Raw genomic sequence first — 20,823 nt, 5'->3', positions numbered from 1 at the left:
AAAAGTAATCCTTATGAGCAAACGAATACGACAATATCTCTTAGCTTTGGGAGTAGTAGTGGGACTTGTCGGAGCGAGTCCCGTTCTCTTGTCTGAGAAGGTGGCTGCGGCCGATGGTGAGTTTTACCTACAGGTTTCTCCATCTCCGCTTGTCGTAACAATAAAACCAGGGCAAACGATGTCGTATGAGCTTAAGGTTCGCAATGCCGGATCTGCTCCTGAGAAATTGAAAATTGCTCCTCGATCGTTCTCGATCGATAACAATTCAGGGCAGGTATCGTTTGACGATACGAAGAAACCAAGTGAAATCGGTGATTGGACATCCTTTAGTGCGCCGAATTTCACTGTACAACCTGGTGAATGGTTTACTGAGAAGGTTACTTTGGCTATTCCAAAAGAAGCAGGTTTCAGCTATTCGTTCGCTCTTGTGATTACTCGTCAAGATGAACCGGCCCCAACAGGAGCACAACGTGAGCTAAAAGGATCTGTCGCGGTATTTGCGCTAGTAAACATTGATAAGCCGGGCGCAACGCGCACGTTAGAGCTAGGAAGTATCACAACCGATAGATCATTTTACGAATACTTACCGGCAACTATAAATGTACAGCTCAGAAATACCGGTAACAGTATTGTTAGGCCGGCGGGAAATGTTTTTATTCAGCGGGGTAGCAATGACGCGAACCCTATTTCGGCACTTCCTGTAAATAAAAATGAAGGATATATCTTGCCTGGTAGTGTTCGTACTTTGGCTATTGACTGGAACGATGGCTTTCCTGGGGTAAAATCGAGCACTAACGCCGAAGGCACGCATACCGAATCTGATTGGAGCACGGTAGATCTTTCGAAGCTGCGAATCGGCTATTATACGGCTAAACTCGTTGCTATATATAACGATGGCCAGCGTGACATACCCATAACTGGAGAAGTTGGTTTTTGGATTATTCCGTGGAAAATTATTTTGGGTATATTCCTGGTAGTAGCGTTGACAGGTTTTGGTTTATGGTCGGTTGTTTATAAGGTATTCCGTTCTCGCCGACACAAGAAACGTCCCGTTAGTTTCCGTAAGTGATCAATCTAACACATTAGGGAGGTCTTATCGCGTTTAATAGATAAGACAGAGGTATGGATAAAAAAACGCAAAAGAAATTGCTCGACAAGCAAATGACACGTCGTGAGTTTCTGCAATTCGCAGGGGCGTCACTTTTGGTTCTCTTTGGTTTGAGCAATATCGTAGCGCTTCTTAACCATGCTAAACGAACAGCCGAAGCACCCGATACGAGCCAGGCGAAGGCATCTACTGGGTTTGGTTCGAGAAAGTTTGGGGTGTAATGGCTGTCCAGCGACTTCCTATAGTTAATAGTGACGACGGTGTTTGGGGTGACATCATTCGTCAGTACCTAATGAAGGAACACTATAATGACGATACTGATAATCCTGTCAACGGGGGCCACCAAAAGGTAACAATAAGGGCGGGAACTGCGACCGCTGGAACAGCACCTCTTAAGTTTACTTCAGGAACACTTCTCTCCACAGCCGAGACTGGCGCGGTTGAATTTAATACTGATTCGCTCTATTTTACGATAACCACCGGAACGGTGCGTAAAAAAGTTGCCTTATATGACGATTCGTCAGGGGCAACGGGAGATTTGTATTATCGGGACGCATCAGGTAGTTTCGTACGCTTGCCGGTAGGACCAACAGGTAAAACGCTGCGGGTAAGCGGTGGTATTCCGGCATGGAGTGACGCCGATGCTAATACAACGCTAGCTACCAGCACAAAAACGAGTAATTACACGATTGTCGGTACCGATGTGGTGATTTTTGCGGATGCGTCGAGCGGTAATGTTACCGTGACGTTACCGGCTGCGGCCTCATTTAGCGGATATAGTTTTTTTGTGAAACGGATTGATAGCTCGGCTAATAGTTGCTCGGTGGCACGCTCGGGAAGCGATACGATTGATGGAGCAACGAGTTTCGTGCTGGATACGCAGTATTTTTCGATTCGCACAGTATCAAATGGAAGTAACTGGTATATAATTTAAGCCTATGTCGTATCTGTTTGGAAAATTTGGCATGAGTAACCTCGGTAATACGAGCGGTACTTCAGGCACGGTCAACCGGGGAATCGTCTTTGCTGGAGGAAACAACGTCACACTTAGTCAAAGCGTGAACGCATCGTCGGCAACGATTACCATTTCGGCTGCCAACCAAACCGTACAAACACAAAACTTGTTCAACATGACGCTCTCGGGAAATACAGCCGGCGTCATGGCACAAGTAAGCTCGGGAACACTCACCTTGGCAGGCGGTAATAATATTACGCTTTCGCAAAACGGCAACGCCGTGAGTATTATTGGCGGAGCTGGTGGCGGTGGAGGTGGTATAGCACTTGCCAACTCGCAAACGACATATACCAGTGGTACGGCAAATCTATCCGTAGCGGGCGGTGCCATGACGATTGCCTCAACGACAGGACAGTCATTCAATTTCTCCGTTCCTCAAACCTCAAGCTTATCGGCAACAGGCGCAGTGAGTATTTCAACCAACGGAGGGACAATAAGTATTGGTGCGCCAGTCGCACCTTCCAGCACGACGCTTTCGCGGTTTGATTACCCGAATGGTATTTTTACTGCGCTCAGTGCGAATGTCCAAGGGTCGCTCTCGCTCAACCATATGTACATACCGTTCAATGTTAGTGGAAGTGCTATGAAAATGGGTGGCTCACTTACTTTGGGAACAAGCACCGCCGCATCAACGGGATCAGCCAATCTATCCGTATGGATGGGACTGTATAGTTTGAACGGCTCGTCTCTTTCGCTTGCTTCTTCGGGGAGTGCGCTCCATGCATTCTCGTGGCAAGCGGCAAGCAGCGCCACGAGCGGGCTGACGAGCCTTACCGGTATGCGAGAGTTGACGGTACCTATGAATGTCAATATAACCCCAGGTGAGTACTGGGCTGCTGCGGTGATTTCAAGCGCAACGACGGCTACGGGTGCTACCTTTACGATGTGGGGCAACAGTATTCTTGGTACCGCGGCGGGGCAAGGTGTTCTGACGCCACTTGGAAGCGCTACATCTAATGCCAATAATGAGGTGATGATGCTCCAGGGTATTTATACTGTAGCCACAAGTGCCGGGCCTGCGAGTATTGCCGGATCTCAAATCAATAATTCGTCAGCCGGGTATGCGATGCGTGCTAACTTTTATAATGCTATTTATAATGCTACGTATTGATATGATTGAAGAATGTAGGGAAATGAAAGGAAGTATCCTGTGGCGGTAGGCTTTCGTTCCTCTTCAAATACGGGAAATGACACCGATCAGTCCCAGCAGTCACCAGCGGTACCAAGTGGAGCAACAACCGATGACGTGGTTGTCGCGGTTCTGACGCGATGGGCCTCGGGACTCAACCCCGCAGTCACTCCACCTTCGGGCTTTACGCATGTGGGCTCACAGGTCACTAGTGGAGATGCCAAGCTTGATATTTACTGGAAACGTTTGACAGGTTCTGACGCAGGCACCTACATGTTTTCATGGGGGACGCCCATGTGGTCGCATGTTCACTGTTTTTGTATGACGGGAGTGAAACTAAGCGGTGATCCGATTGGCTCGAATATTGCAAGCTGGACGGGAACGGCTGGGACGTATGGCACTACGCAGCTTACGACATCGTTTGCCCCCGGTCTTATATGGAGCGGGTATAATGACTCCGCCGGAACCCATACACCTCCGACTAACTTTACGGAAGTAATTGATTTTGACTCGGGTGTTGGGGCGTATTATCTACCCGGAGCCTCAGGAACGTATAGCGCAGCAAATGCTTCGGTTACGAGCTCAAGCAATGCGATCGCGGTACTTATCGGTGTTGAGCCCCAACCTTCCGAAACGCCACCCACGGTTACTACTCAGCCGGTAACAAACATAACAGGCTCGACGGCGATAGGTAATGGAACGGTGGTGTCGGATGGTGGCAGTACCATTACCGAACGTGGTGTGTGTTGGAGTACCTCCGTCAATCCAACAACCTCAGATAGCAAGGCAACTTCTGCGGGAACGACGGGGGCCTACTCGGTCTCCATGACAGGCTTAAGCAATGGTATACTATATCATGCACGTGCCTACGCTATAAATTCGTTGGGTACATCATACGGTGCTGACGTAATGTTTACACCCTATCTAATAAGTGTCGGCTGGCTGACTGCTTAATGAGGAGATTGAAGTGACCAAACCGCAAATTCTTGTTCCCGATAATGCTGGGATTCACAATGCCAGTGAATATACGGAGCGGCTGGAAAAAGAAAAAACCTACCGTGATCTCTCAACAATTATCGTTTGCCCAACACGCGGAATGATTCCAGCACGAATTGTACAGAGCTGGCAGGGGATGCTCCGGCCAATGAATCAAAAGGTACTTGGGCCGATCTTTATGGAGGGTATGGAGGTAGGTGAGGCGTATAATCACGTTATCCAGATGATTCTCGAAAATCCCGAACTTAGTAAGTTCAAATTTATATTAACCCTCGAGGAGGACAATGCGCCCCCCGCAGATGGCCTTATGAAGCTCTACGAAGCAATCGATGATTATGATGCCGTGGGTGGTTTGTATTGGACAAAAGGTGAAGGTGGTCAGCCAATGTGCTATGGCGACCCGAAAGTAATGCCTGTTAACTTTATTCCGCAGATTCCCGAGCCGGGAGCTGTCACGCCATGTAATGGTCTGGGCATGGGCTTTACGCTTTTTAGGTTGGAGATGTTGAAAGACAAACGCTTTGAGTATGGTAATTGGTTTAAGACGAAGCAAGAAGTAGCACAAGACGGGAGTGTACAGGTGTACACCCAAGATCTTTGGTTTTTCCAGAAGGCACGCGAGTTGGGCTATAAATTTGCCTGCGATGCACGTGTCCGCGTGGGCCACTACGATACGGTTAATCAGATAATGTGGTAAGGAGAGATTATGCCAGCTAAGAAACAGAAGAAAGAAGCACCACTTAAGCTTTCACTTGCCTGTGGCGGTAACAAGCCCGAAGGTTTTAAAGGCGTTGATATCGTCAAAACAAAAGACACGGACTATGTACAGGATTTACTCACATTTCCGTGGAGCCAATTTGCCGATAACTCGGTTGACGAAATTGAGTGTTCAAATTTTGTCGAACATATTCCACATGGCGATAGCCGGGATGATCCTTTCTTTCAGTTTTTTGATGAAATCTATCGTATTTTAAAACCCGCCACATTCGATAAAAACAATCCGAATATTGCCACCTCAGGATTCGCCCGCATTGTGTGCCCGTATTATTCGAGCATGCGTGCCTGGCAAGACCCAACGCACGCCAGGGCAATTTCTGAAGCCAGCTTTTTGTATTTGAATAAACAATGGCGCATTGATAATAAACTCGATCATTATCCTGTTTCTTGTGACTTCGATTTCAATTATGGCTATGTGATATTGCCGGAATGGCAGAGTCGCAGCCAGGAGACGCAACTGTTTGCAATTCAGCACTACATGAATGTTGTCAGCGATATTCAGGTCCAGCTTATAAAACGTCCGGCGAAAGAGTAACATGAAACGGATAGGGGTGATTGCCGGAATCCTCGCGCTGTTTTTTGCGGTTACCCCAAAGGTCGGAGCGTTATCCGCTGATCGGGGGCTGCTCATTACACCGCCGCGTCAATTCCTTACGATAGATCCCGGAAAAACTACCAAGAGTTCTATTACCATAGCCAACTTAACCGAGAAACCCATGGACGTTTCGCTTTCGGTTGAGCATTTTTCTGTTGCTGATTATACATATAGCTACATGTTCGACCTTCCTAAGGAGGACTGGGTGCACTTTGAGCAAACGGAAGTTACATTGAAAAAGAGCGAAAGCCGTACGATCTCCTACACAGTGGTGGCGCCTGCCGACGCAGCTCCTGGGGGTCATTATTTTACGCTTTTTGCCTCTACCTCTTTAGTGGAGGGAGAGAAGGTGCGTGCGGCGACTGTCTTGTATATCACGGCAAGCGGTGAACTGAGCAAGGAGAGCTCTATCGTTCAGTCGAGTATACCGTGGATATCATTTGGAGGAGATATTCCGTTCAGTCTGGATGCGAAAAATACGGGCAATACCCACTTTGTTGCCTATACATCGGGCGTCATGAAAGGTATTTTGCCATTCCCGGGTTCACCGCCTAACGAAGTAGCTCACGTCCTGCTACCAAACACAACGCGAACCGTTGAGGAGACGATGCCTGCGCCACTATTGCCGGGAGTGTATCAGGCGGCAATAGGGTATAGAGATGAAGATGGCCACGACACTCGGCGCGTACAATACAGTCTTTATGTTCCGCCATGGTCGATCGCGTTAGTTGTGGGTAGTATTTGGTTGGGTATACTCTTGTTCAAGCGAAGAAAACAACCTACTGATTCTTAGCAACCGCGGTGTAGGTAACTCCGATAGAATATGTCCCGGCGGCCTGGGTATTGCTAACAAGCGCCCCGTATGTCACCGTGGTGGGGTCACCACTTTTGTAGGGGCCGGCGGCATCCTTTAATAAAACACTCGATGCATTCATGCCCAAAAAATCACTCGTAGAGCCGGTTGTATTGTACCCCCATGATCCGATGCTAAGGGGAGCGTCTGAGGAATTACTGCTTGCAGGAATCGATGCGCTTTCATTCGTCATAGCTGTTCCGTCGGTGGTGTGGGCATAAAGGTAATACCCGACGACATCGGTAGATGTCACAGTAACAACATGCGAGTTATTTCCACTTAAATTGCCGCCACTTGGGGCGAGCGATAAGGCCACATTACCGCCAAGATTAATAGAAATACTTGTCATTGACCCGAAGGGGACATCAGCGCCAAATTTCCCCTGGCCAAACGGAGAGGCCGATACTGGACAAGAGAGGAGTATGCTTTCTATCGCAAAAAGCATCGCCACGGTTAGTTTTCGCCACTGCCTCCGTTTTTTCATGATATTAGTATACCAGGATATGGGGACGATCTGATGTGACGTATACTAGAAGAAGATGATAAGTCTTATCGTAGGTGAAAATAGCTTTGAAAACGAACGCATAGTGATGCGCATCATTGCTGACTTTGACGGTACGGCCGAGAGGGTGGACGGCGAAACATTGGAAGTAAAGCAGTTGCCAGATCTTCTTATGGGCATGTCATTATTTGCTAGTAAACGCCTTGTCATTATAAAAAATATGGCAGTTAATAAAGCGCTATGGAATGATTTTGAAGCGTGGCTTTCCCGGGTGAGCGATGACGTTCATTTGGTACTCGTTGACGCCAAACCAGATAAGCGCACGAAAACGTACAAATTACTTCAAAAAGTTGCAACCGTCCATGAATCGCAAGTATGGTCGGAACGTGACACGGGTAAGGCCGAGACTTGGGTGGTACAAGAAGCTGGGGCCTTAGGAAGCTCTTTAGATAAGAAAAGTGCACATGCACTTGTGGCATGGGTGGGAGTCGATCAGTGGGCATTATGGCAGGCATTACAAAAACTACAATTTCTCGATACGATTACGCCGGAACTAATCAGGGAAATAATAGAGCCGAACGAAACGGAAAACGCCTTTCGCCTTTTTGAAGCGGCTTTAAAAGGTAATGCACAGGAAGTAAAGGAAATGCTTCGTGTCCTTCAAAAACAAGAAGATCCCTATCGACTGTTTGGGCTGGTGAGTGGGCAGAGTTTTCAGCTGCTTGCCTTAGCATTTGGCGAAGTCCCTGATGCGGTAGTGGCTTCTGACTTGGGTGTCCATCCTTTTGTCATCTCAAAGTTAAGTCAACCCGCCAAGCGCCTTAGTAGTCGTGGAGGTAAAGAAATTCTGGCGCATTTCGCTGAAGCTGATGCCGATATGAAAACATCGGTTGCTGAACCTTGGTTGCTTCTTGAACGCGCGCTTTTGAAGGTAGCAAAAACAGCCCAATAGTCTCAGGGCTGTTTAGGTAAAGCGAAAAAGTGCTTAGGCTTTTTTAGCAGCAGGCTTCTTGGCCGCTGGTTTTTTGGCAGGAGTCTTTTTAGCCGGTGCTTTTGCTACGGTCTCTTTTTTGGCAGCAGGCTTTTTAGCTGTGGCCGTTTTTGGCGTTGCTTTTTTACTTGCGGCTAGTTTGACGCCGGCGTCTTTCGCAACTTTCGCAAGTTGGCTTTTGCGACGTGCAACAGTGTTTTTCTTAAGAAGCTTCTTTTTAACGGCCGTATCAAGCTCGCTGTGAGCCGCCGAAAGACCCTCGCTCGTTGGCTTTGCAATAAATGCTTTTACCGCAGATTTAATGTCACGCTTAATACCAACGTTGCGCTCGCGGCGCTTCGCGGTCTGCTTCATTCGTTTAATAGCTGATTTGATGATTGGCATGTATATCCTTTTTCTTAAAAGCTTGTTAGTACAATCAAAGTGAGATTATAGAGGAAAATAGTGAAAAAGTAAAGAGGCGGAACGGTTGTAGCCTTTTTGCTGTACGATGCGCATAAAGGATATGAAGCAAGCGAACACGCGATAATCACTCGCATATTCAGGTTGCACATGACGGCCGGGATTATATCCATGGTGAAAGCCATATCCTTCAAGGATTGACCGACATTTCCTCGTGCCGTGACGACGATTTTACCGTACATAATATTAATTGGCAATTATATACTTGACGTTACCAATCATAACAGAGGTATCATTTTCAGAATGTAAAAGCTACTTATCGTTCTCTAAGCTATCAGTTTCTTCACGCTGTTCTTTGGCCCATTTAGCTACATCTTTATTGGTTATTGGTGGTGCTTTGGACATTTCTTTGACAGCGTCTTTGAAACTACTGCCGACTCTTGCGCGCCGTTCGTTTTCGCGCACAGGCTTTTCTTGGTCGCGTTTAATTTGAGCTTCTAGCTCTTTGATTTCTTCCTTGGTCGGCTTTTTATCTGTTGCCATAGCTTGATTATAGCAAAGAGTGGCATTATTGATTTTAGGTGCCCGCCGAACAAATTAAGAATATCAAAGCATATGACTGCTTCTAAAACTATAATGACCCTCCTTACTCACAATAATATGGTCATGTAGCGGAATGCCCAGCAAGATCCCACCCGCCACTAACTGTTGCGTAGCCTCAATGTCCTTACGACTCGGATGAGGGTCGCCGGATGGATGATTATGTGCCACAATCACGCTAGCTGCCCGATCTTTCAGCGGGCCAGCGAATACTTCACGCGGATGTACAAGTGATGATGTAAGCGTGCCAATCGTCACTACTCGACGAGTTATGAGGCGATTTCCGCTATCCAGGGATAGGCAGAGAATATACTCCTGCTTTTTGGTACGAATAAACTTGAGATGCAGTAGAATATCCTCGACTGTAGTGAATGGCTTAGTCCTGTCCATAGATAACCACAACGCCGTTTCTCGGCATCCAGCTCGTTAGCATGTGAAGCTTTTCGCGCTCAAAACTGTAGGTTATGTAAATCATCCGACAGTCGGGTGGAGTACGTACAAAATCGTCAGCCGTCGCAAAGGTTATGCCCGCTTCAAGTATGTCTTCCGGTGCTTTTGCCGTAAAGCTTAGCTGACGCATCCATTCGAGGTGTATTTCGAGCTGCTCTTTTCGGACAGGGTTGAGCGTACTTGATCTCTCACGTTCCATTAAACGAATAAGCTTAAGCCATTGTTTGCGAACAGATGCAAGTAGGGTCATTGGTTTGTCAGTAACAATCGCAGCTTTTCCTTGCGGGCCATGCGCAGCAATATGCCTGGCTAGTTGTTGGGATAAAGCTTTGTGATTTAGTGAGTACTTTTCAACGAATAGGCCATGCATATTTACCCTCCGGCCTCCCGCAAAAAAGTACAAAATAAATAGCAGTCGCTGCGACTGCCTCTAGTCGTTTCGTCATAATTGCTGTCAGGCTTTCTTGTTAGGACGGCGAGAAAACACAGAACCCGCCGCCAGCGGGCTTTCACCCCATGAACCTTTCGGCGCATGACCTGACAGATGCTGAACGACGGGATCAGTATCTGTCAGGGATTTTAGACCATACCATACTCAAAAGAATATGGGTTAGGTCTTCCAAATTGTCCGCTTTAAAAAACAAAGCCTAGTTTCATAGTAAGACATATAATCCGTATAGGCAAGTACTTTCAAGATAAAATAATACATATCGTCCGTAGAGTTATTCATGCCAGAGAACTACTCTAGTAGTAGATGACAAAGCCCGTTGTAAAAAAGTTTGGCAAAAGAGTGCGTCAGCTCCGATTAGAGCGTGGCCTTACACAAGAAGCGCTTGGCAATAAGTGTGATCTCGACCTGACTTATATTGGCCGAATTGAGCGCGGCGAGCAAAATAGCTCGCTTATTGTTATAGGGGCAATTGCTAAAGGGCTTGGCGTTTCGTTAGAGGAGCTGTTTAAAGGATTGTGACCGGTCAAAGCCCTGAGTTTTATAAACCACCAACCTTCCGAGAGGTTGAGCCTATTCCACAATGGAGTGCTCGACTTGAATTTGATATGCCTTACGATGAATTCATCGTAACAACTCTAGCGGCCGCGGCAGAAGCGCAACATCGCTACACCGGTACGCTCACGAGAGATTCACATACTGGCAATGTTACGTCGTTTACTCGTACTCGCTTCCCACGCAATAAATATGGCCTGCCGCCAGGAATAGTAGAATGTGAGGCTGGTGTACAGTATTTAGCAGAGAAGCTGGGTGCCGTGCACTTGCGTGAGGCTCATCAACCAGGTACCTCACGTATCGTGCTTGGCCTATATGAAGGACAACACGCTACGGGTGCACGAACAGATGCTGATGGCCCGGATCACTCTGTGCAGGAAATAGTAGCCTTGCTTGGAGAAGATGCTATTGTCCAGCAAGGAGAAGTATTTAGTGCACGGCTTGACTCAAAAAACGGAAGTGTATCGCATTATTCTGAAGATATAGCCGAAATCATTTTTCCTACGGTTGAAAAACAGCGAGTATATCTTTTGGGCGATGCAATGAAGCAAGAGCGTTTCTCGGTCGAAGATTTCACTGGAGACAATAACATGTGGCTCGGTGGTCAGTCGTATATGGTTGAAACGCAGTATTGCAAAGAGCCAGACCCATCACAACCGGTAGAAAAGTAACTCGTAGATGTTATTATAGGTAACAGATTAACAATCGAGCGACGGGTGTGGCGCTGACTTCTCCAAGAGGTTTACCGAACATGCAGCAATTCATCGACACCCTCATCAACGGTCCCGCTCGCTACACCCAAGAACATAACTTTAGTTCTGGTTGGGCGTTAGTATTCGTCCTTGGCGCTGCAAAACGCGGCAAAAACTAAAGTCGCCAGGCTTACAACCTATCCAAGAGTAAATATGCCCAGCGACTAGATTTTGGGTGGCGCGTTTTTGCGTCACCCTCCGAGTATACCAAATTAAATCTCGAGAGGAGATAAAGCATGTCGATTCAAATTACACATATCCGGAAACCCGACCGGAATAGCCCCCATGAGGCGATCTCGCACTACGGTTGCCCGAAGAAAGATGGCACATTGGGTGTCTATGAACGTGAGTCATTTATTAAATGGCTCGAGGATAACAACGAGAAAGCCTATGTGCCCGACGGCTCTCATACGGTCTGGTGCGGTATACGTGACAATGGCCGCATCAAATATCTACAGACTTATGCCGACAAAACGTGGACGAATAACCTTCTTTCGCTACCTCAGTACTAGTTAAGTAACCCAAACAGACCCCGCCTTGTTATTGAGTAGGGTCTGTTTAGCATTTTTATTTATTTGTCCTAACAACCAGTTCTGGAAAACCAGTTTCTTCATCCAGTTCTCGCGTATAGGTAACAGACTCATCCTCTCCAATCACAATCTCAGCAGTCGGATGGATGATGGTACCCTCTTTGAGATGGCCGCCAAAACTATGGCCATCTTTGTCTGATACAGCCATATGGAGGTGGACGCCATTAACACTTACAGTTCCTACGAGTGAAGTTATTTCGAAGTCGCCTTCGTAGGTACGGATGTCTTGCTTATCAGGCAGGGCGCCAGCCATACGCATACAAGCTTGGCTGAGACCACCTACACAAGTCACGATGAAACCTGCCTGTATATTGTTGGCTTTTACAAAGTTTTCGATCTCGGTTTTAAGATCAGCGCCGGGTTTGAGGCGGAAAGTATGTATCATGCCCGTTCCCCCATCTCATTGAAGTAATAGTGCCAAGCTGGAAGCTCTAAGCCAAAGAACTTTTCTGGCGACTTTTCATATAGCTCTTTGACTTCGCTTACCTTCATCCATTTGGCATCTTTGGCTTCACTTAGTTGTGCTGTAGGCTCGCCAGGTTCTACTTCACAAATAAAAACAAAGCCGATCCAAGGTTTACCGTTATTGAGTTGTTGTGTGCAGCAATAGGGGCGAAAGCCGATGACACTATCATCTTTGCCGGTGCCGAGAGCCGGTGTCCGATTATCTTGCTTAATAGCCTTGAGCGTCAGACCGGCCTCTTCTTTGATCTCACGCGCTAAGGCGTCATGGACATCTTCAAAGGGTTTATCCAGAACGCCAGCCGGAAATTCGAGTGTGCCCGAGTAGACAGGGTCACGGTGAGGCTTCCAGCGGGTTTGCATGAGCACCTCTTTTTCGCCGTTTTGTTCTCGCTCAACGATAGCACCACAGTACGGAATAGCCATTGTGAAGGGCTGGTGCGCTCGCTTAGCGCCAATAAAGCGGATGAGATTGTGTACGCCTATGGCGTTGTCTTTGTATGTTTCGCCCTGGTCATCAAGTAGTGATACGTCGAAGTACTTAGTAAAAGCTCGGGCAGTACTCACGCTGAAATATCGTTTTGCCTTGTCGCCAATCTGAAAATAGTCTTCCTCGAGTTTGGTGCCGGTGTTGTACTGTGGATCATGTATTGAGTTGGTAAAGAAAGCTAATATTCCGCCGGGCTTCATTACGCGTTGTATCTCGTCAAATAAACGCACGGTCGTTTCGTAGTCAAAATAGTGCAGCGAAAGATGAGCATACACCACATCGAACACGCCATCCTCAAATGGCAGCTCTTCGCGCAAGTCTATCTTTCGGATAGTTATCTTTTGCTTTAACTCATCTGGCAATTTTGACCTACTTTGCTCAAGCGCCGTTTCTTCAAGGTCGGTACTCGCAACATCATAACCGTGTTCGGCAAAGTAGCGGCTATCCTGGCCTTGACCCGCGCCAAGATCAAGCACGCGGCCTTTGGATGGGAAATAGGTTATTGCGGTTTGCGCAAATAACGACGGTTTATCTATCCAGTCTTGGTCTTTGTATCGATTGTGAAGATCTTGCCAAGGTGTATCATTCATTATTCCATAATACCGTATAGAGGGGCTGATATGTCACTTTTCCTTCGTAAAAAGTGACCAACTCGCATTTGCCCTTGGCAAAAGCGAGTTACAAAAATAGCTACACCTCCTCCCAAATCTTAGCCGTCACACCAAGTTGCCTAACCTTTTCTATAGTGGCAAAACGAATACGCGATGCCTCAGCTTCACTTAGGTCATTGTCCTCAGTCTCTTTCTTCGCCCGTCTCTTGCAATACATAAGGTCGGCTACAGTCGGGCAAGCGATAAGAACAACGGGCGGTTCTCCATACCCTGTTTCATCTTGCCAATCACCACTCGCTAGATATTCCACGTAGTCTTTAACTCGTTTCCTAACCGCATATCTCGGCATGAGCGGGTCAAGTACTTCAAGCAGGTAGCCCGTGATTTGATCGCCGTTTTCCTTTGTGAAGTAGAGAGATGGCTTTAGCTCGTTGAGAAAATTCTACCCGTGTCTTTTGTGGCAACTGCTCGGAGCTTACCGCCACGCTCAACCATGCCAACAATAGGCGTCTTGCTATTCTTGCTGCCAAAGCCTTGCGCACCTTTGCCAGTGAGGGTTTTGAGCTTCTTGCTATGGTGCTTGTTTTTGTCCGCACCGCCTATATATGCTTCATCCATTTCGACCTCGCCGGATAGTTTTTCAAAACTACCGCTTTCAAATACGTGACGGATGCGTTGGAGCATGAACCAAGCTGTCTTTTGAGTAACGCCGATATACTTACTAAGCTGAATGGAAGACACGCCTTTTTTGAGGCTGGTGCATAGATAAATCGCCAAGAACCATTTTTGAAGCGGCACAGGACTTTCTTCAAAGATACTGCCCATACGGACGGTAAATGGGCTGCGACAGCTTGCACACTTCATGCGGCCGCTCGCCAGTTTATAGTACTTAACGTCAATCTCACCGCATTTAGGGCAAATGACACCCTCAGACCACCGCTGCTCAAATAGGAACTTTTGGCACTGTTCTTCCGTGGCGAATGAATTGTAGAACTGAATGAGATTGAATGCTTCCATATCTCTAGTGTATCAGGGGTGAGTGGTAACGTCAAGTATATAATTGCCTATTAATTCTACTGTGTAAATAAAACAAGAGTTTTTGTTGACGCAGTAAAAATACTTATGCTATAGTAACCTCAAACTCTATAGAAATAAAAAGCAAGGTAACTCTAAAGATGAACGATACAGGTGCTAAGCAGCAAATCGTCGATAAGATAAAAGACAGTAGCAATATTCTTGTTACGGTAAGTCGTAACCCTTCAGTAGACGAGCTGAGTGCTGCTCTTGGCTTGACAGTACTTCTCAATAAGATGAAAAAGCATGCCACAGCTGTATTTAGTGGTGCGATTCCCCCTGCGATTACCTTTCTTGATCCCGAAAAGACCTTTGAGGCGACAGTCGATAGTCTGCGCGATTTTATCATCGCACTTGATAAAGAGAAGGCCGACCACCTTCGCTATAAAGTAGAAGGTGACGTGGTGAAAATCTTCATTACACCATACCGCACAACAATCACGGGAGATGACCTCGAATTCAGCCAGGGTGATTACAATGTAGAACTTGTTTTGGGGCTCGGTGTGCAAAGTCAAGATGATCTCGATGAAGCTCTCGCAGCGCACGGACGAATCCTCCATGACGCAACGGTAGCTACAATGACCGTGGGCGATATGCGAAGCCAGCTCGGGAGTGTAGATTGGCATGAACAGAATGCTAGTAGCTTGAGTGAGATGCTCGTATCTCTTACCGATTCATTAAAGAGCGACAAAGCGCTTTTGGATGAACAGATCGCAACAGCATTCCTCACAGGCATCGTTGCTGCGACTGATCGTTTCAGCAATAGCCTCACTTCTTCAAAGGCCATGACCGTAGCCGGTCAGCTTATGACAGCCGGTGCAAACCAGCAACTGATTGCCTCAAAGCTTGAAGAAGCCCATGAAATCGGCAGTAGCGCCGGAAATAACAATTCTGACGGAACGACCGATCTTGCGGAAGGTCAGTCTACTAAGCTTTTGCGCAATAAACCGGCAAAAAAGAACGAGGCGAAAAAACCTAAGCCTGCCGATGACGGTTCGTTGACTATTTCGCATGAAAAGCAAGGTGACCTCGACGAAGTAGCAGCCGAAACCGCCTCTGATGAACAGACGGCTGCCGCTAAGCGCGCCGAAGAAGAGTTGGCAAAACAGGCAGAGAAGGTGCCAAAAGAACTCGAATCTGAAGCGGCCAAAGCAGCCGAACAAAACTTAGCTCAGCAATTAAATAAGGTCGCCCCCGCGGCAGCAGCAACACCTTCGCTTGCTGATCTTCAAAAGGACATTGCGGCAGCCAGCGAAGAGGTAGATGATGCTGCAGTACAGCCACCCGCAAGCGCACCCGCCATCGGTCCGGCCGAAGTAAATAATGCGCCTAAAGATAAAACGATCGAACCAAGCTTTGGTGGTACTCTCAATGCAACAACAGAGCAAGCGGCCGAAGACAAACGCAAAGAGGTCCAGAACGATCAAAATCACACAATTCTGACTCATGGCGGCAATTCGTACGTCGGAGATTCGTCGCCTACCTTCCAATCGCCTCTTAATGCGGCGGCCCAATCTGAATATGAACCTCCTGTCGTCGATCCATTCAGCCAAGCTTCTCCGGGAGCGCCTGCACCAGTGCCAAACCCTACACCTGTACCTCAGGCACCTGCTGCCGAGCCCGAGACAACCCCTGTTTCGTATGCGCCACCTATTCAACCTCCTAACGAAACATTAGCCGACTTAGACGCTAAAACTCGCGCTCCTCAGCACGAAGAGGCAAGGGCGGCGGTTGATGCTGCATTTAGTGCTGCGCCGCAAGCGCCGATGCCTCAACCTGAAGCCATGATTCCGCCTAGCCAGTCTGCTGAAACCGGTTCGGCTGCACTACCTCCGCTTCCACCAATGCCCGACTTCTCAACACTACCTCCGCTTCCTCCCGCACCAGGAGGAGCAGCTCCGGCACCTTCACAACCTTCAGGCGCCCTTCCTCCCGAAAAGCTTGAAGAAGTACTTGGCGCGCCTGCACCATCACAGCCGGCTCCGCAATCAAACGATCCCGGTCAATTTAAGATTCCCGGTCAGTCTTAAGATTTTACCAAAAAATAGCACAATCCCAGATCACTTCCTTGCCAAGCGAGGAAGTTTTCGCCGTCATGGCGCTGAGTGTGATGTGTTTCTATGATTGCTTTGAGCTCGTCTTGTAGATTGCGCGCGTCAATAGTCTCATCTATTTCCTCTTTGCTGCGACCAGGTTCCATGAAAATCCAATCAGTGTTGATGACAGGAAAAGCTTCTTTCGGCCAACAAGCCAGGCGAATACGCCTGAAGCGAGAATTAGTGGCTTTGAGTCGATAAAAAACGAGGCAAGCTGTACGTGCGGCGACGATATGATCTATGTGGCCCGTAATACCATTAAGATCCATAGTCATGAATTCGACTTCGTGGTCTTCATCCGCGCTCTCGGTAATCGATCGTACAATCTCTGTTATTTTCTGCGTGGCCTCAAGCAATATGGTATTACTAAGAGAGCCATCCTTGTAGCCTAAGAAATGCATGGTTTTTGCGCTCATGAGCTCTCCAGCCCTTTTCCATTCCTCAAGGCGAGCACTACCGAGATCAGGAATATTGTCCGGGTTTGTCCCCGCATCGCCATTTGTGAAGGTAATGAGATGAAGTTCATCGCCTTGCCGGGTAGCTTTTAAAAGTGCGCCGCTTGGACCGAATGCTTCATCGTCCGGATGAGCAAAAATGCCAAAAATAATTTTTTTCATATCCTTATAATAACAAAAAGAGGTGTGTCTTAGTGAAGCTTCAAAGTTGTTGATGCGGGTATACGTTCGGGATGACCAAACATATACCCGCATGGAGAATTACCGGATGGTTTCCCAGCCGCCGCCAGGCATGCCGCTGATGGTGTCCATGGCTGACCGTGCCAGTCCATCCGTTGGTGAGACTGCTTTCTCTGCTTCTTCACCTTTTTCGCCATCTCGCATCCTTCCAGGGTGATGAGATAGTAGTGGCATTGTCTCACGGAGTCATGTAAACTGCAAACCAGTAGCTAAACCAATATAAGATGATGCAAGATAGAGTTATTTTAATCGATAAGCCTGCTGGTATGACCAGTTTTGGTGTGGTGGCACGGATTCGTCGCCGGCTGAGTGAGCAGATGGGTAAAAAAGTGAAGGTGGGCCATACAGGAACGCTTGATCCGTTTGCCACAGGCCTCATGATCATTGTAACAGGGAAGGAATGCAAGAATGCCGGTGAATATTCTAAGCTCGATAAGGTCTACGAGGCGACATTTCGACTTGGTGAAACGAGTTCTACGGGCGATCCCGAGGGAGAAATACATGCTAAGGATACTCGCCGGCCTCCAAAAGAGGAGGTCGAAGCGGCCATGGCACATTTTGTTGGCAATATTACCCAGCGACCACCTATCTACAGTGCAATTAAAATCAACGGCCAGCGAGCCTATAAACTCGCGCGAAAAGGGGAGGAGGTAGAGATTCCTTTTAGGAATGTCACTGTTTACTCGCTGGAACTACTCGAATACACGTACCCTGAGGTAAAAGTTCGCGCTCATGTTTCAAGTGGCACATATATCCGGACGCTTGGTGAGGATATTGGAGAAAGATTAGGGGTCGGTGCGTATTGCTCGCAGCTTCGGCGCACACGAATTGCACAATATGATATAGCCGATAGCCTTGTGATTGAAGATATTGGCAATTAACCTGTTGAAAAGTGTCCTCAACTCTGGTACACTAGCTTGGATGATTACACGAGAGAATAAAGACAAAGCACTTGCTTTGACACAAGTCCACAAAACCGACGTCGGATCACCTCAGGCGCAGGTTTCTGTTTTAACGGCTCGTATCAATGAAGTGACTACCCATCTTAAGGGCAACAAGCATGACTTCATGGCTCGCCGTGGATTGATGCAAATGGTTGGGCGACGCAAAAAGCTGCTGAAGTATCTCGAAAAGAAGAATTTTGAGATGTACAAGGCAACAGTCGCTAAACTCGGACTCCGCAAATAAGTTGCGGGGTTTTTCTTTTATGACATTATGGCACGCGACATTCCTACTACAAATATTGACATAAGCCACCATGTACAGCGCCAAATTATTATCGCTCTGCGTCAGTCCGGCCCTAAAAAATATGCCGAGCTAAAACCAAAAGGTTTAGAAGGAAACGCATACAATTATCACCTAAGAAACTTAAAAAGCAGTGGTCTTGTGGAACTGAGGGAGGGGGTATATCATCTTACGAATACGGGCCATTTGGTGAGTGATGCATTTTCATTTACGACCCATCGCCTCATGTTGCGACCGTATCATTACACGACGCTTCTCGTCACTCAAGGTAATGAAGTACTTGTGTATATCCCGATACGTAAGCCGCAGACGGGTAAGCTAAGCCTTCCTTCCGGAAAGATGCACTATGGCGACAGCATTACCGGGAGTATCGAAAGAGAGATGAAGCGCCGCAATCTCGATGAGAAATATACAGTACACCAAGTCTGTCCGCTTAATGTGCGATACATTCTCAATAATGAAATCGTCGTGCATCGCCCGGGTATTTTATGGCACGTTGCGTATGAGGGCAAGAAAAACGAACGAACAACAGAGAGTGGTGCAACCCGCTGGATGGTAATTCAAGACGCAGCTGCATCAGGCGATGCTCTTCCCGAGCTCTCTGAGGGTCTAAAGCGGCTCAAGGCAGCCTCGCACGAACCCATCGACATCGATTTTACTCTCCACGCGGGGTAAATTAATTTACTTACTGCTTGACCTCCTTTTCCTTACAGTCGAAAGAGAAGGAGATAAGCAATGAGTAGAAACTACGAGAAATACCCTGATACGCGCGAGCTATCCAAACGATACGAATTTATGGAGGCGACTGTGCGGGCACTTGGTGATAGGGCCTGTGAGATGGTGAAAGGCACCGTAACCATGTGCCGTAAAGCTGACGGGAGCAAGGTAACCGATGTTGACGAGACACTCAATCAGCTGCTGCTCGACCGTGTCGCCCGACAATTCCCCAACGATCTTGTATGGGGAGAAGAGGCGTCAAATAGTGAAAAAGGCAACCTTGATATCGCCGACCAGCAGTGGCTTTGGATAACAGATCCGATTGATGGTACCAATAAACTCTGGCGCTCGTATGAGCGAGGCGATTTTGGCGACTGTAATTCCACAGTACTACTTTGTGGTTTTGCGCCAGGCATGAAAGAGCCGATTATAAGTGCTGTGTATAGTCCATTTCAGCGTAAGCAGATGCTAGCTATGGCTGGCCTGGGAGGAGCGACGTTCGTTACTTCAGCAGATCCTCGGCCCAGGAAGCTTACTATATCTGGTGGCCCTCAACACCTTAAGGATGTAGATCGCTATGAATATTCAAGCTGGGGCGAATCCCTTAGACCGCTCGAATCCATGATGCCCTCGGCACGTCGTATTCGGCACCAATTACGAATGGCCTCTGTGGCACTGCGAGATACGGATATATCAGCCTTTCCGGCGCCCTCTCACCCGCATGATGTGGTGCCAGGGGCTCATATCGTACAGGCGGCTGGCGGAGCTGTTCGTTCCCTTGAAGGCCATTCGTATGAGGATATTGATTGGCGGATGGATCCAGTAGGAGGTGTCGTTGCGGCCGCAACTCCCGCGCTTGCGAATGAGCTCGTAGAACACTTAACGTAACTGAAACTGCGCGATTACCCAGCATGCTGTCAGCAAAAGTCCGCTGGCAGTATTGCCGGCTTCGCCAAGGAGTAAGCCACGAAGATGCGTATTCTGCCTATTCTTACGATAGCCCTTTATGGTTGGAATAAACCGCAGAAGCGAAAGTGCATCAATACCGAGAAGAGTAATGAGGGCAAGCCCACTCGCAGCAGTAGGATGTATAAGGAAAAGCAGAGCGAGCACGAGCTGGGGTACGGTTTTTCCAGCAATTGCCAGCCACCCCCTGGCCATAGGGTGACGAAGTAGTCCGGATAGTCCATGAGAAAACGCAAGGGCGGCAACGATCAAAGAACCTACACCCAGACTTATCGTGTCAACAAGAGTAAATGACGCCCCCCTTAACAGGTAAATAAGAAGAACTACACCATTGAGTACGGCCATTGCCCCCAGAACAACCAATAGCTCGGTTAGTTCGCGAGGATACGCTTCTTCGGTATCACCTTTTTTAAAGCTGGAGAAGGCGAGTCGTAGGCCTTCGATTAAATTCCACATACTAAATATGAGATATAGTAAGCCCAGGCCAAAAAGGGAAAATACGCTTGCTCCAGCGGTTGTATGAGAAATTGCCTGCCAGATGGTCCCTCCCCAAAATATCATGGCAATGATAGCCAATACCGCTCGCTCTTTGCGAGGCACCAGCCAATATCGCGGCACTGTAGCCGCATGCAATATACGTTCTTTTAACATAGCCCACCCCTCTACGTTATTTTTATTTTACACACAATATGCGTACTTTATGC

Annotated in this window: 29 protein-coding genes; 17 read left to right on the top strand and 12 right to left on the bottom strand. The window is 47.7% G+C overall.

The annotated features are described in order from the left end of the window. The first annotated feature begins 13 nt into the window (after window positions 1–13). The 8 genes from VFH06_00745 to VFH06_00710 are packed head-to-tail and all read left to right on the top strand — an operon-like array spanning window position 14 to window position 6,413. Window positions 14–1,069, top strand: coding sequence for a hypothetical protein (locus VFH06_00745; GenBank protein ID HET6746617.1), 1,056 nt, complete (start codon window positions 14–16; stop codon window positions 1,067–1,069). A gap of 53 nt (window positions 1,070–1,122) precedes the next feature. Then, the gene (locus tag VFH06_00740; protein ID HET6746616.1) at window positions 1,123–1,329 is read left to right on the top strand and encodes a hypothetical protein; all 207 of its coding nucleotides are present in this window, start codon (window positions 1,123–1,125) and stop codon (window positions 1,327–1,329) included. Continuing rightward, window positions 1,329–2,042: a hypothetical protein gene (locus VFH06_00735; GenBank protein HET6746615.1), complete on the top strand. Its 714-nt coding sequence runs from the start codon at window positions 1,329–1,331 to the stop codon at window positions 2,040–2,042. The genes VFH06_00740 and VFH06_00735 overlap by 1 nt, the downstream gene beginning before the upstream one ends. A 4-nt stretch (window positions 2,043–2,046) precedes the next feature. Continuing rightward, window positions 2,047–3,234, top strand: coding sequence for a hypothetical protein (locus VFH06_00730; GenBank protein ID HET6746614.1), 1,188 nt, complete (start codon window positions 2,047–2,049; stop codon window positions 3,232–3,234). Between the two features lie 39 nt (window positions 3,235–3,273). After that, window positions 3,274–4,206, top strand: coding sequence for a hypothetical protein (locus tag VFH06_00725; protein HET6746613.1), 933 nt, complete (start codon window positions 3,274–3,276; stop codon window positions 4,204–4,206). 13 nt (window positions 4,207–4,219) lie between these two features. Then, a complete protein-coding gene (locus VFH06_00720) occupies window positions 4,220–4,945 on the top strand; it encodes a hypothetical protein (protein HET6746612.1) in 726 nt (241 codons plus the stop codon). Between the two features lie 9 nt (window positions 4,946–4,954). Further along, a complete protein-coding gene (locus tag VFH06_00715; protein HET6746611.1) occupies window positions 4,955–5,560 on the top strand; it encodes a hypothetical protein in 606 nt (201 codons plus the stop codon). Between the two features lies 1 nt (window position 5,561). Further along, a complete protein-coding gene (locus VFH06_00710; GenBank protein HET6746610.1) occupies window positions 5,562–6,413 on the top strand; it encodes a hypothetical protein in 852 nt (283 codons plus the stop codon). Here VFH06_00710 and VFH06_00705 read toward each other — a convergent pair. Next, on the bottom strand, window positions 6,400–6,957 hold the full coding sequence (locus VFH06_00705) for a hypothetical protein (protein ID HET6746609.1): 558 nt from the start codon (window positions 6,955–6,957) through the stop codon (window positions 6,400–6,402). The genes VFH06_00710 and VFH06_00705 overlap by 14 nt on opposite strands. A 55-nt stretch (window positions 6,958–7,012) precedes the next feature. Here VFH06_00705 and holA point away from each other — a divergent pair, with 55 nt between their 5' ends. Further along, entirely contained in the window at window positions 7,013–7,927 is a 915-nt protein-coding gene (gene holA / locus VFH06_00700; protein ID HET6746608.1) for a DNA polymerase III subunit delta, read from the top strand. A gap of 33 nt (window positions 7,928–7,960) precedes the next feature. On the opposite strand, the gene rpsT is transcribed toward holA, so the two are convergent. The 4 genes from rpsT to VFH06_00680 form a co-directional block, all read right to left on the bottom strand. Next, on the bottom strand, window positions 7,961–8,350 hold the full coding sequence (gene rpsT, locus VFH06_00695; GenBank protein ID HET6746607.1) for a 30S ribosomal protein S20: 390 nt from the start codon (window positions 8,348–8,350) through the stop codon (window positions 7,961–7,963). 330 nt (window positions 8,351–8,680) lie between these two features. Beyond that, window positions 8,681–8,911 (bottom strand): hypothetical protein, encoded by a 231-nt coding sequence (locus VFH06_00690; protein ID HET6746606.1) that lies wholly within the window; start codon window positions 8,909–8,911, stop codon window positions 8,681–8,683. 63 nt (window positions 8,912–8,974) lie between these two features. Then, the gene (locus VFH06_00685; GenBank protein ID HET6746605.1) at window positions 8,975–9,358 is read right to left on the bottom strand and encodes a JAB domain-containing protein; all 384 of its coding nucleotides are present in this window, start codon (window positions 9,356–9,358) and stop codon (window positions 8,975–8,977) included. After that, window positions 9,345–9,788 (bottom strand): hypothetical protein, encoded by a 444-nt coding sequence (locus VFH06_00680; GenBank protein HET6746604.1) that lies wholly within the window; start codon window positions 9,786–9,788, stop codon window positions 9,345–9,347. Before VFH06_00680 ends, VFH06_00685 begins: the two co-directional genes overlap by 14 nt. 384 nt (window positions 9,789–10,172) lie before the next feature. Between VFH06_00680 and VFH06_00675 the strand changes: the two genes are divergently transcribed. The 3 genes from VFH06_00675 to VFH06_00665 all read left to right on the top strand — a co-directional run bounded on the left by VFH06_00675 (window position 10,173) and on the right by VFH06_00665 (window position 11,685). Then, the gene (locus tag VFH06_00675; GenBank protein ID HET6746603.1) at window positions 10,173–10,388 is read left to right on the top strand and encodes a helix-turn-helix transcriptional regulator; all 216 of its coding nucleotides are present in this window, start codon (window positions 10,173–10,175) and stop codon (window positions 10,386–10,388) included. Continuing rightward, window positions 10,385–11,092 (top strand): hypothetical protein, encoded by a 708-nt coding sequence (locus VFH06_00670; protein HET6746602.1) that lies wholly within the window; start codon window positions 10,385–10,387, stop codon window positions 11,090–11,092. The genes VFH06_00675 and VFH06_00670 overlap by 4 nt, the downstream gene beginning before the upstream one ends. Before the next feature lie 317 nt (window positions 11,093–11,409). Beyond that, a complete protein-coding gene (locus VFH06_00665; protein HET6746601.1) occupies window positions 11,410–11,685 on the top strand; it encodes a DUF3892 domain-containing protein in 276 nt (91 codons plus the stop codon). A gap of 55 nt (window positions 11,686–11,740) precedes the next feature. Here the strand turns inward: VFH06_00665 and VFH06_00660 are convergent, their stop codons facing one another. From VFH06_00660 to VFH06_00645, 4 genes are all read right to left on the bottom strand, one after another. Beyond that, window positions 11,741–12,148, bottom strand: a complete 408-nt coding sequence (locus VFH06_00660) for a PPC domain-containing DNA-binding protein (protein ID HET6746600.1) — start codon at window positions 12,146–12,148, stop codon at window positions 11,741–11,743. After that, window positions 12,145–13,305, bottom strand: a complete 1,161-nt coding sequence (locus tag VFH06_00655) for a methyltransferase domain-containing protein (GenBank protein HET6746599.1) — start codon at window positions 13,303–13,305, stop codon at window positions 12,145–12,147. Before VFH06_00655 ends, VFH06_00660 begins: the two co-directional genes overlap by 4 nt. A 100-nt stretch (window positions 13,306–13,405) precedes the next feature. Then, complete coding sequence (locus VFH06_00650) at window positions 13,406–13,636, bottom strand: hypothetical protein (GenBank protein ID HET6746598.1); 231 nt, start codon at window positions 13,634–13,636, stop codon at window positions 13,406–13,408. A gap of 113 nt (window positions 13,637–13,749) precedes the next feature. After that, on the bottom strand, window positions 13,750–14,343 hold the full coding sequence (locus tag VFH06_00645) for an IS1595 family transposase (protein ID HET6746597.1): 594 nt from the start codon (window positions 14,341–14,343) through the stop codon (window positions 13,750–13,752). A 158-nt stretch (window positions 14,344–14,501) separates the two neighbouring features. Between VFH06_00645 and VFH06_00640 the strand changes: the two genes are divergently transcribed. Continuing rightward, complete coding sequence (locus VFH06_00640) at window positions 14,502–16,430, top strand: hypothetical protein (GenBank protein ID HET6746596.1); 1,929 nt, start codon at window positions 14,502–14,504, stop codon at window positions 16,428–16,430. On the opposite strand, the gene VFH06_00635 is transcribed toward VFH06_00640, so the two are convergent. Together VFH06_00635 and VFH06_00630 are read right to left on the bottom strand one after the other, a co-directional pair. Then, the gene (locus VFH06_00635) at window positions 16,427–17,113 is read right to left on the bottom strand and encodes a PIG-L family deacetylase (GenBank protein HET6746595.1); all 687 of its coding nucleotides are present in this window, start codon (window positions 17,111–17,113) and stop codon (window positions 16,427–16,429) included. The two genes, VFH06_00640 and VFH06_00635, sit on opposite strands and share 4 nt — an antisense overlap. A 99-nt stretch (window positions 17,114–17,212) precedes the next feature. After that, a complete protein-coding gene (locus tag VFH06_00630) occupies window positions 17,213–17,365 on the bottom strand; it encodes a hypothetical protein (GenBank protein ID HET6746594.1) in 153 nt (50 codons plus the stop codon). A 50-nt stretch (window positions 17,366–17,415) separates the two neighbouring features. On the opposite strand from VFH06_00630, the gene truB reads away from it, so the two are divergent. Genes truB through VFH06_00610 form a run of 4 tightly spaced genes read left to right on the top strand, consistent with a single transcriptional unit; the run spans window position 17,416 to window position 20,041 of the window. Beyond that, on the top strand, window positions 17,416–18,072 hold the full coding sequence (gene truB, locus VFH06_00625) for a tRNA pseudouridine(55) synthase TruB (GenBank protein HET6746593.1): 657 nt from the start codon (window positions 17,416–17,418) through the stop codon (window positions 18,070–18,072). 40 nt (window positions 18,073–18,112) lie between these two features. Continuing rightward, entirely contained in the window at window positions 18,113–18,379 is a 267-nt protein-coding gene (gene rpsO, locus VFH06_00620) for a 30S ribosomal protein S15 (protein ID HET6746592.1), read from the top strand. A gap of 27 nt (window positions 18,380–18,406) precedes the next feature. Further along, entirely contained in the window at window positions 18,407–19,111 is a 705-nt protein-coding gene (locus tag VFH06_00615) for a hypothetical protein (protein HET6746591.1), read from the top strand. A gap of 60 nt (window positions 19,112–19,171) precedes the next feature. Then, complete coding sequence (locus VFH06_00610) at window positions 19,172–20,041, top strand: inositol monophosphatase family protein (protein ID HET6746590.1); 870 nt, start codon at window positions 19,172–19,174, stop codon at window positions 20,039–20,041. Here the strand turns inward: VFH06_00610 and VFH06_00605 are convergent. Continuing rightward, window positions 20,033–20,770, bottom strand: a complete 738-nt coding sequence (locus tag VFH06_00605; GenBank protein ID HET6746589.1) for a hypothetical protein — start codon at window positions 20,768–20,770, stop codon at window positions 20,033–20,035. The genes VFH06_00610 and VFH06_00605 overlap by 9 nt on opposite strands. Window positions 20,771–20,823 lie beyond the last annotated feature (53 nt).

It is taken from the genome of Candidatus Saccharimonadales bacterium, assembly GCA_035697325.1.
In the GTDB taxonomy this organism is placed as follows: Bacteria; Patescibacteriota; Saccharimonadia; order Saccharimonadales; family Saccharimonadaceae; genus JALRBM01.
The sequence above is the reverse complement of the archived record's forward strand: the minus strand, read 5'-3'. Positions and strand labels throughout refer to the sequence as shown.

Coding starts and splice junctions, on each gene's coding strand:
- VFH06_00745 (HET6746617.1), top strand. CDS start 14: ATGAGCAAACGAATACGACAATATCTCTTAGCTTTGGGAGTAGTAGTG.
- VFH06_00740 (HET6746616.1), top strand. CDS start 1,123: ATGGATAAAAAAACGCAAAAGAAATTGCTCGACAAGCAAATGACACGT.
- VFH06_00735 (HET6746615.1), top strand. CDS start 1,329: ATGGCTGTCCAGCGACTTCCTATAGTTAATAGTGACGACGGTGTTTGG.
- VFH06_00730 (HET6746614.1), top strand. CDS start 2,047: ATGTCGTATCTGTTTGGAAAATTTGGCATGAGTAACCTCGGTAATACG.
- VFH06_00715 (HET6746611.1), top strand. CDS start 4,955: ATGCCAGCTAAGAAACAGAAGAAAGAAGCACCACTTAAGCTTTCACTT.
- VFH06_00710 (HET6746610.1), top strand. CDS start 5,562: ATGAAACGGATAGGGGTGATTGCCGGAATCCTCGCGCTGTTTTTTGCG.
- VFH06_00705 (HET6746609.1), bottom strand. CDS start 6,957: ATGAAAAAACGGAGGCAGTGGCGAAAACTAACCGTGGCGATGCTTTTT.
- holA (HET6746608.1), top strand. CDS start 7,013: ATGATAAGTCTTATCGTAGGTGAAAATAGCTTTGAAAACGAACGCATA.
- rpsT (HET6746607.1), bottom strand. CDS start 8,350: ATGCCAATCATCAAATCAGCTATTAAACGAATGAAGCAGACCGCGAAG.
- VFH06_00690 (HET6746606.1), bottom strand. CDS start 8,911: ATGGCAACAGATAAAAAGCCGACCAAGGAAGAAATCAAAGAGCTAGAA.
- VFH06_00685 (HET6746605.1), bottom strand. CDS start 9,358: ATGGACAGGACTAAGCCATTCACTACAGTCGAGGATATTCTACTGCAT.
- VFH06_00680 (HET6746604.1), bottom strand. CDS start 9,788: ATGCATGGCCTATTCGTTGAAAAGTACTCACTAAATCACAAAGCTTTA.
- VFH06_00675 (HET6746603.1), top strand. CDS start 10,173: ATGACAAAGCCCGTTGTAAAAAAGTTTGGCAAAAGAGTGCGTCAGCTC.
- VFH06_00665 (HET6746601.1), top strand. CDS start 11,410: ATGTCGATTCAAATTACACATATCCGGAAACCCGACCGGAATAGCCCC.
- VFH06_00660 (HET6746600.1), bottom strand. CDS start 12,148: ATGATACATACTTTCCGCCTCAAACCCGGCGCTGATCTTAAAACCGAG.
- VFH06_00655 (HET6746599.1), bottom strand. CDS start 13,305: ATGAATGATACACCTTGGCAAGATCTTCACAATCGATACAAAGACCAA.
- VFH06_00645 (HET6746597.1), bottom strand. CDS start 14,343: ATGGAAGCATTCAATCTCATTCAGTTCTACAATTCATTCGCCACGGAA.
- VFH06_00640 (HET6746596.1), top strand. CDS start 14,502: ATGAACGATACAGGTGCTAAGCAGCAAATCGTCGATAAGATAAAAGAC.
- VFH06_00635 (HET6746595.1), bottom strand. CDS start 17,113: ATGAAAAAAATTATTTTTGGCATTTTTGCTCATCCGGACGATGAAGCA.
- VFH06_00630 (HET6746594.1), bottom strand. CDS start 17,365: ATGCCACTACTATCTCATCACCCTGGAAGGATGCGAGATGGCGAAAAA.
- truB (HET6746593.1), top strand. CDS start 17,416: ATGATGCAAGATAGAGTTATTTTAATCGATAAGCCTGCTGGTATGACC.
- rpsO (HET6746592.1), top strand. CDS start 18,113: ATGATTACACGAGAGAATAAAGACAAAGCACTTGCTTTGACACAAGTC.
- VFH06_00615 (HET6746591.1), top strand. CDS start 18,407: ATGGCACGCGACATTCCTACTACAAATATTGACATAAGCCACCATGTA.
- VFH06_00610 (HET6746590.1), top strand. CDS start 19,172: ATGAGTAGAAACTACGAGAAATACCCTGATACGCGCGAGCTATCCAAA.
- VFH06_00605 (HET6746589.1), bottom strand. CDS start 20,770: ATGTTAAAAGAACGTATATTGCATGCGGCTACAGTGCCGCGATATTGG.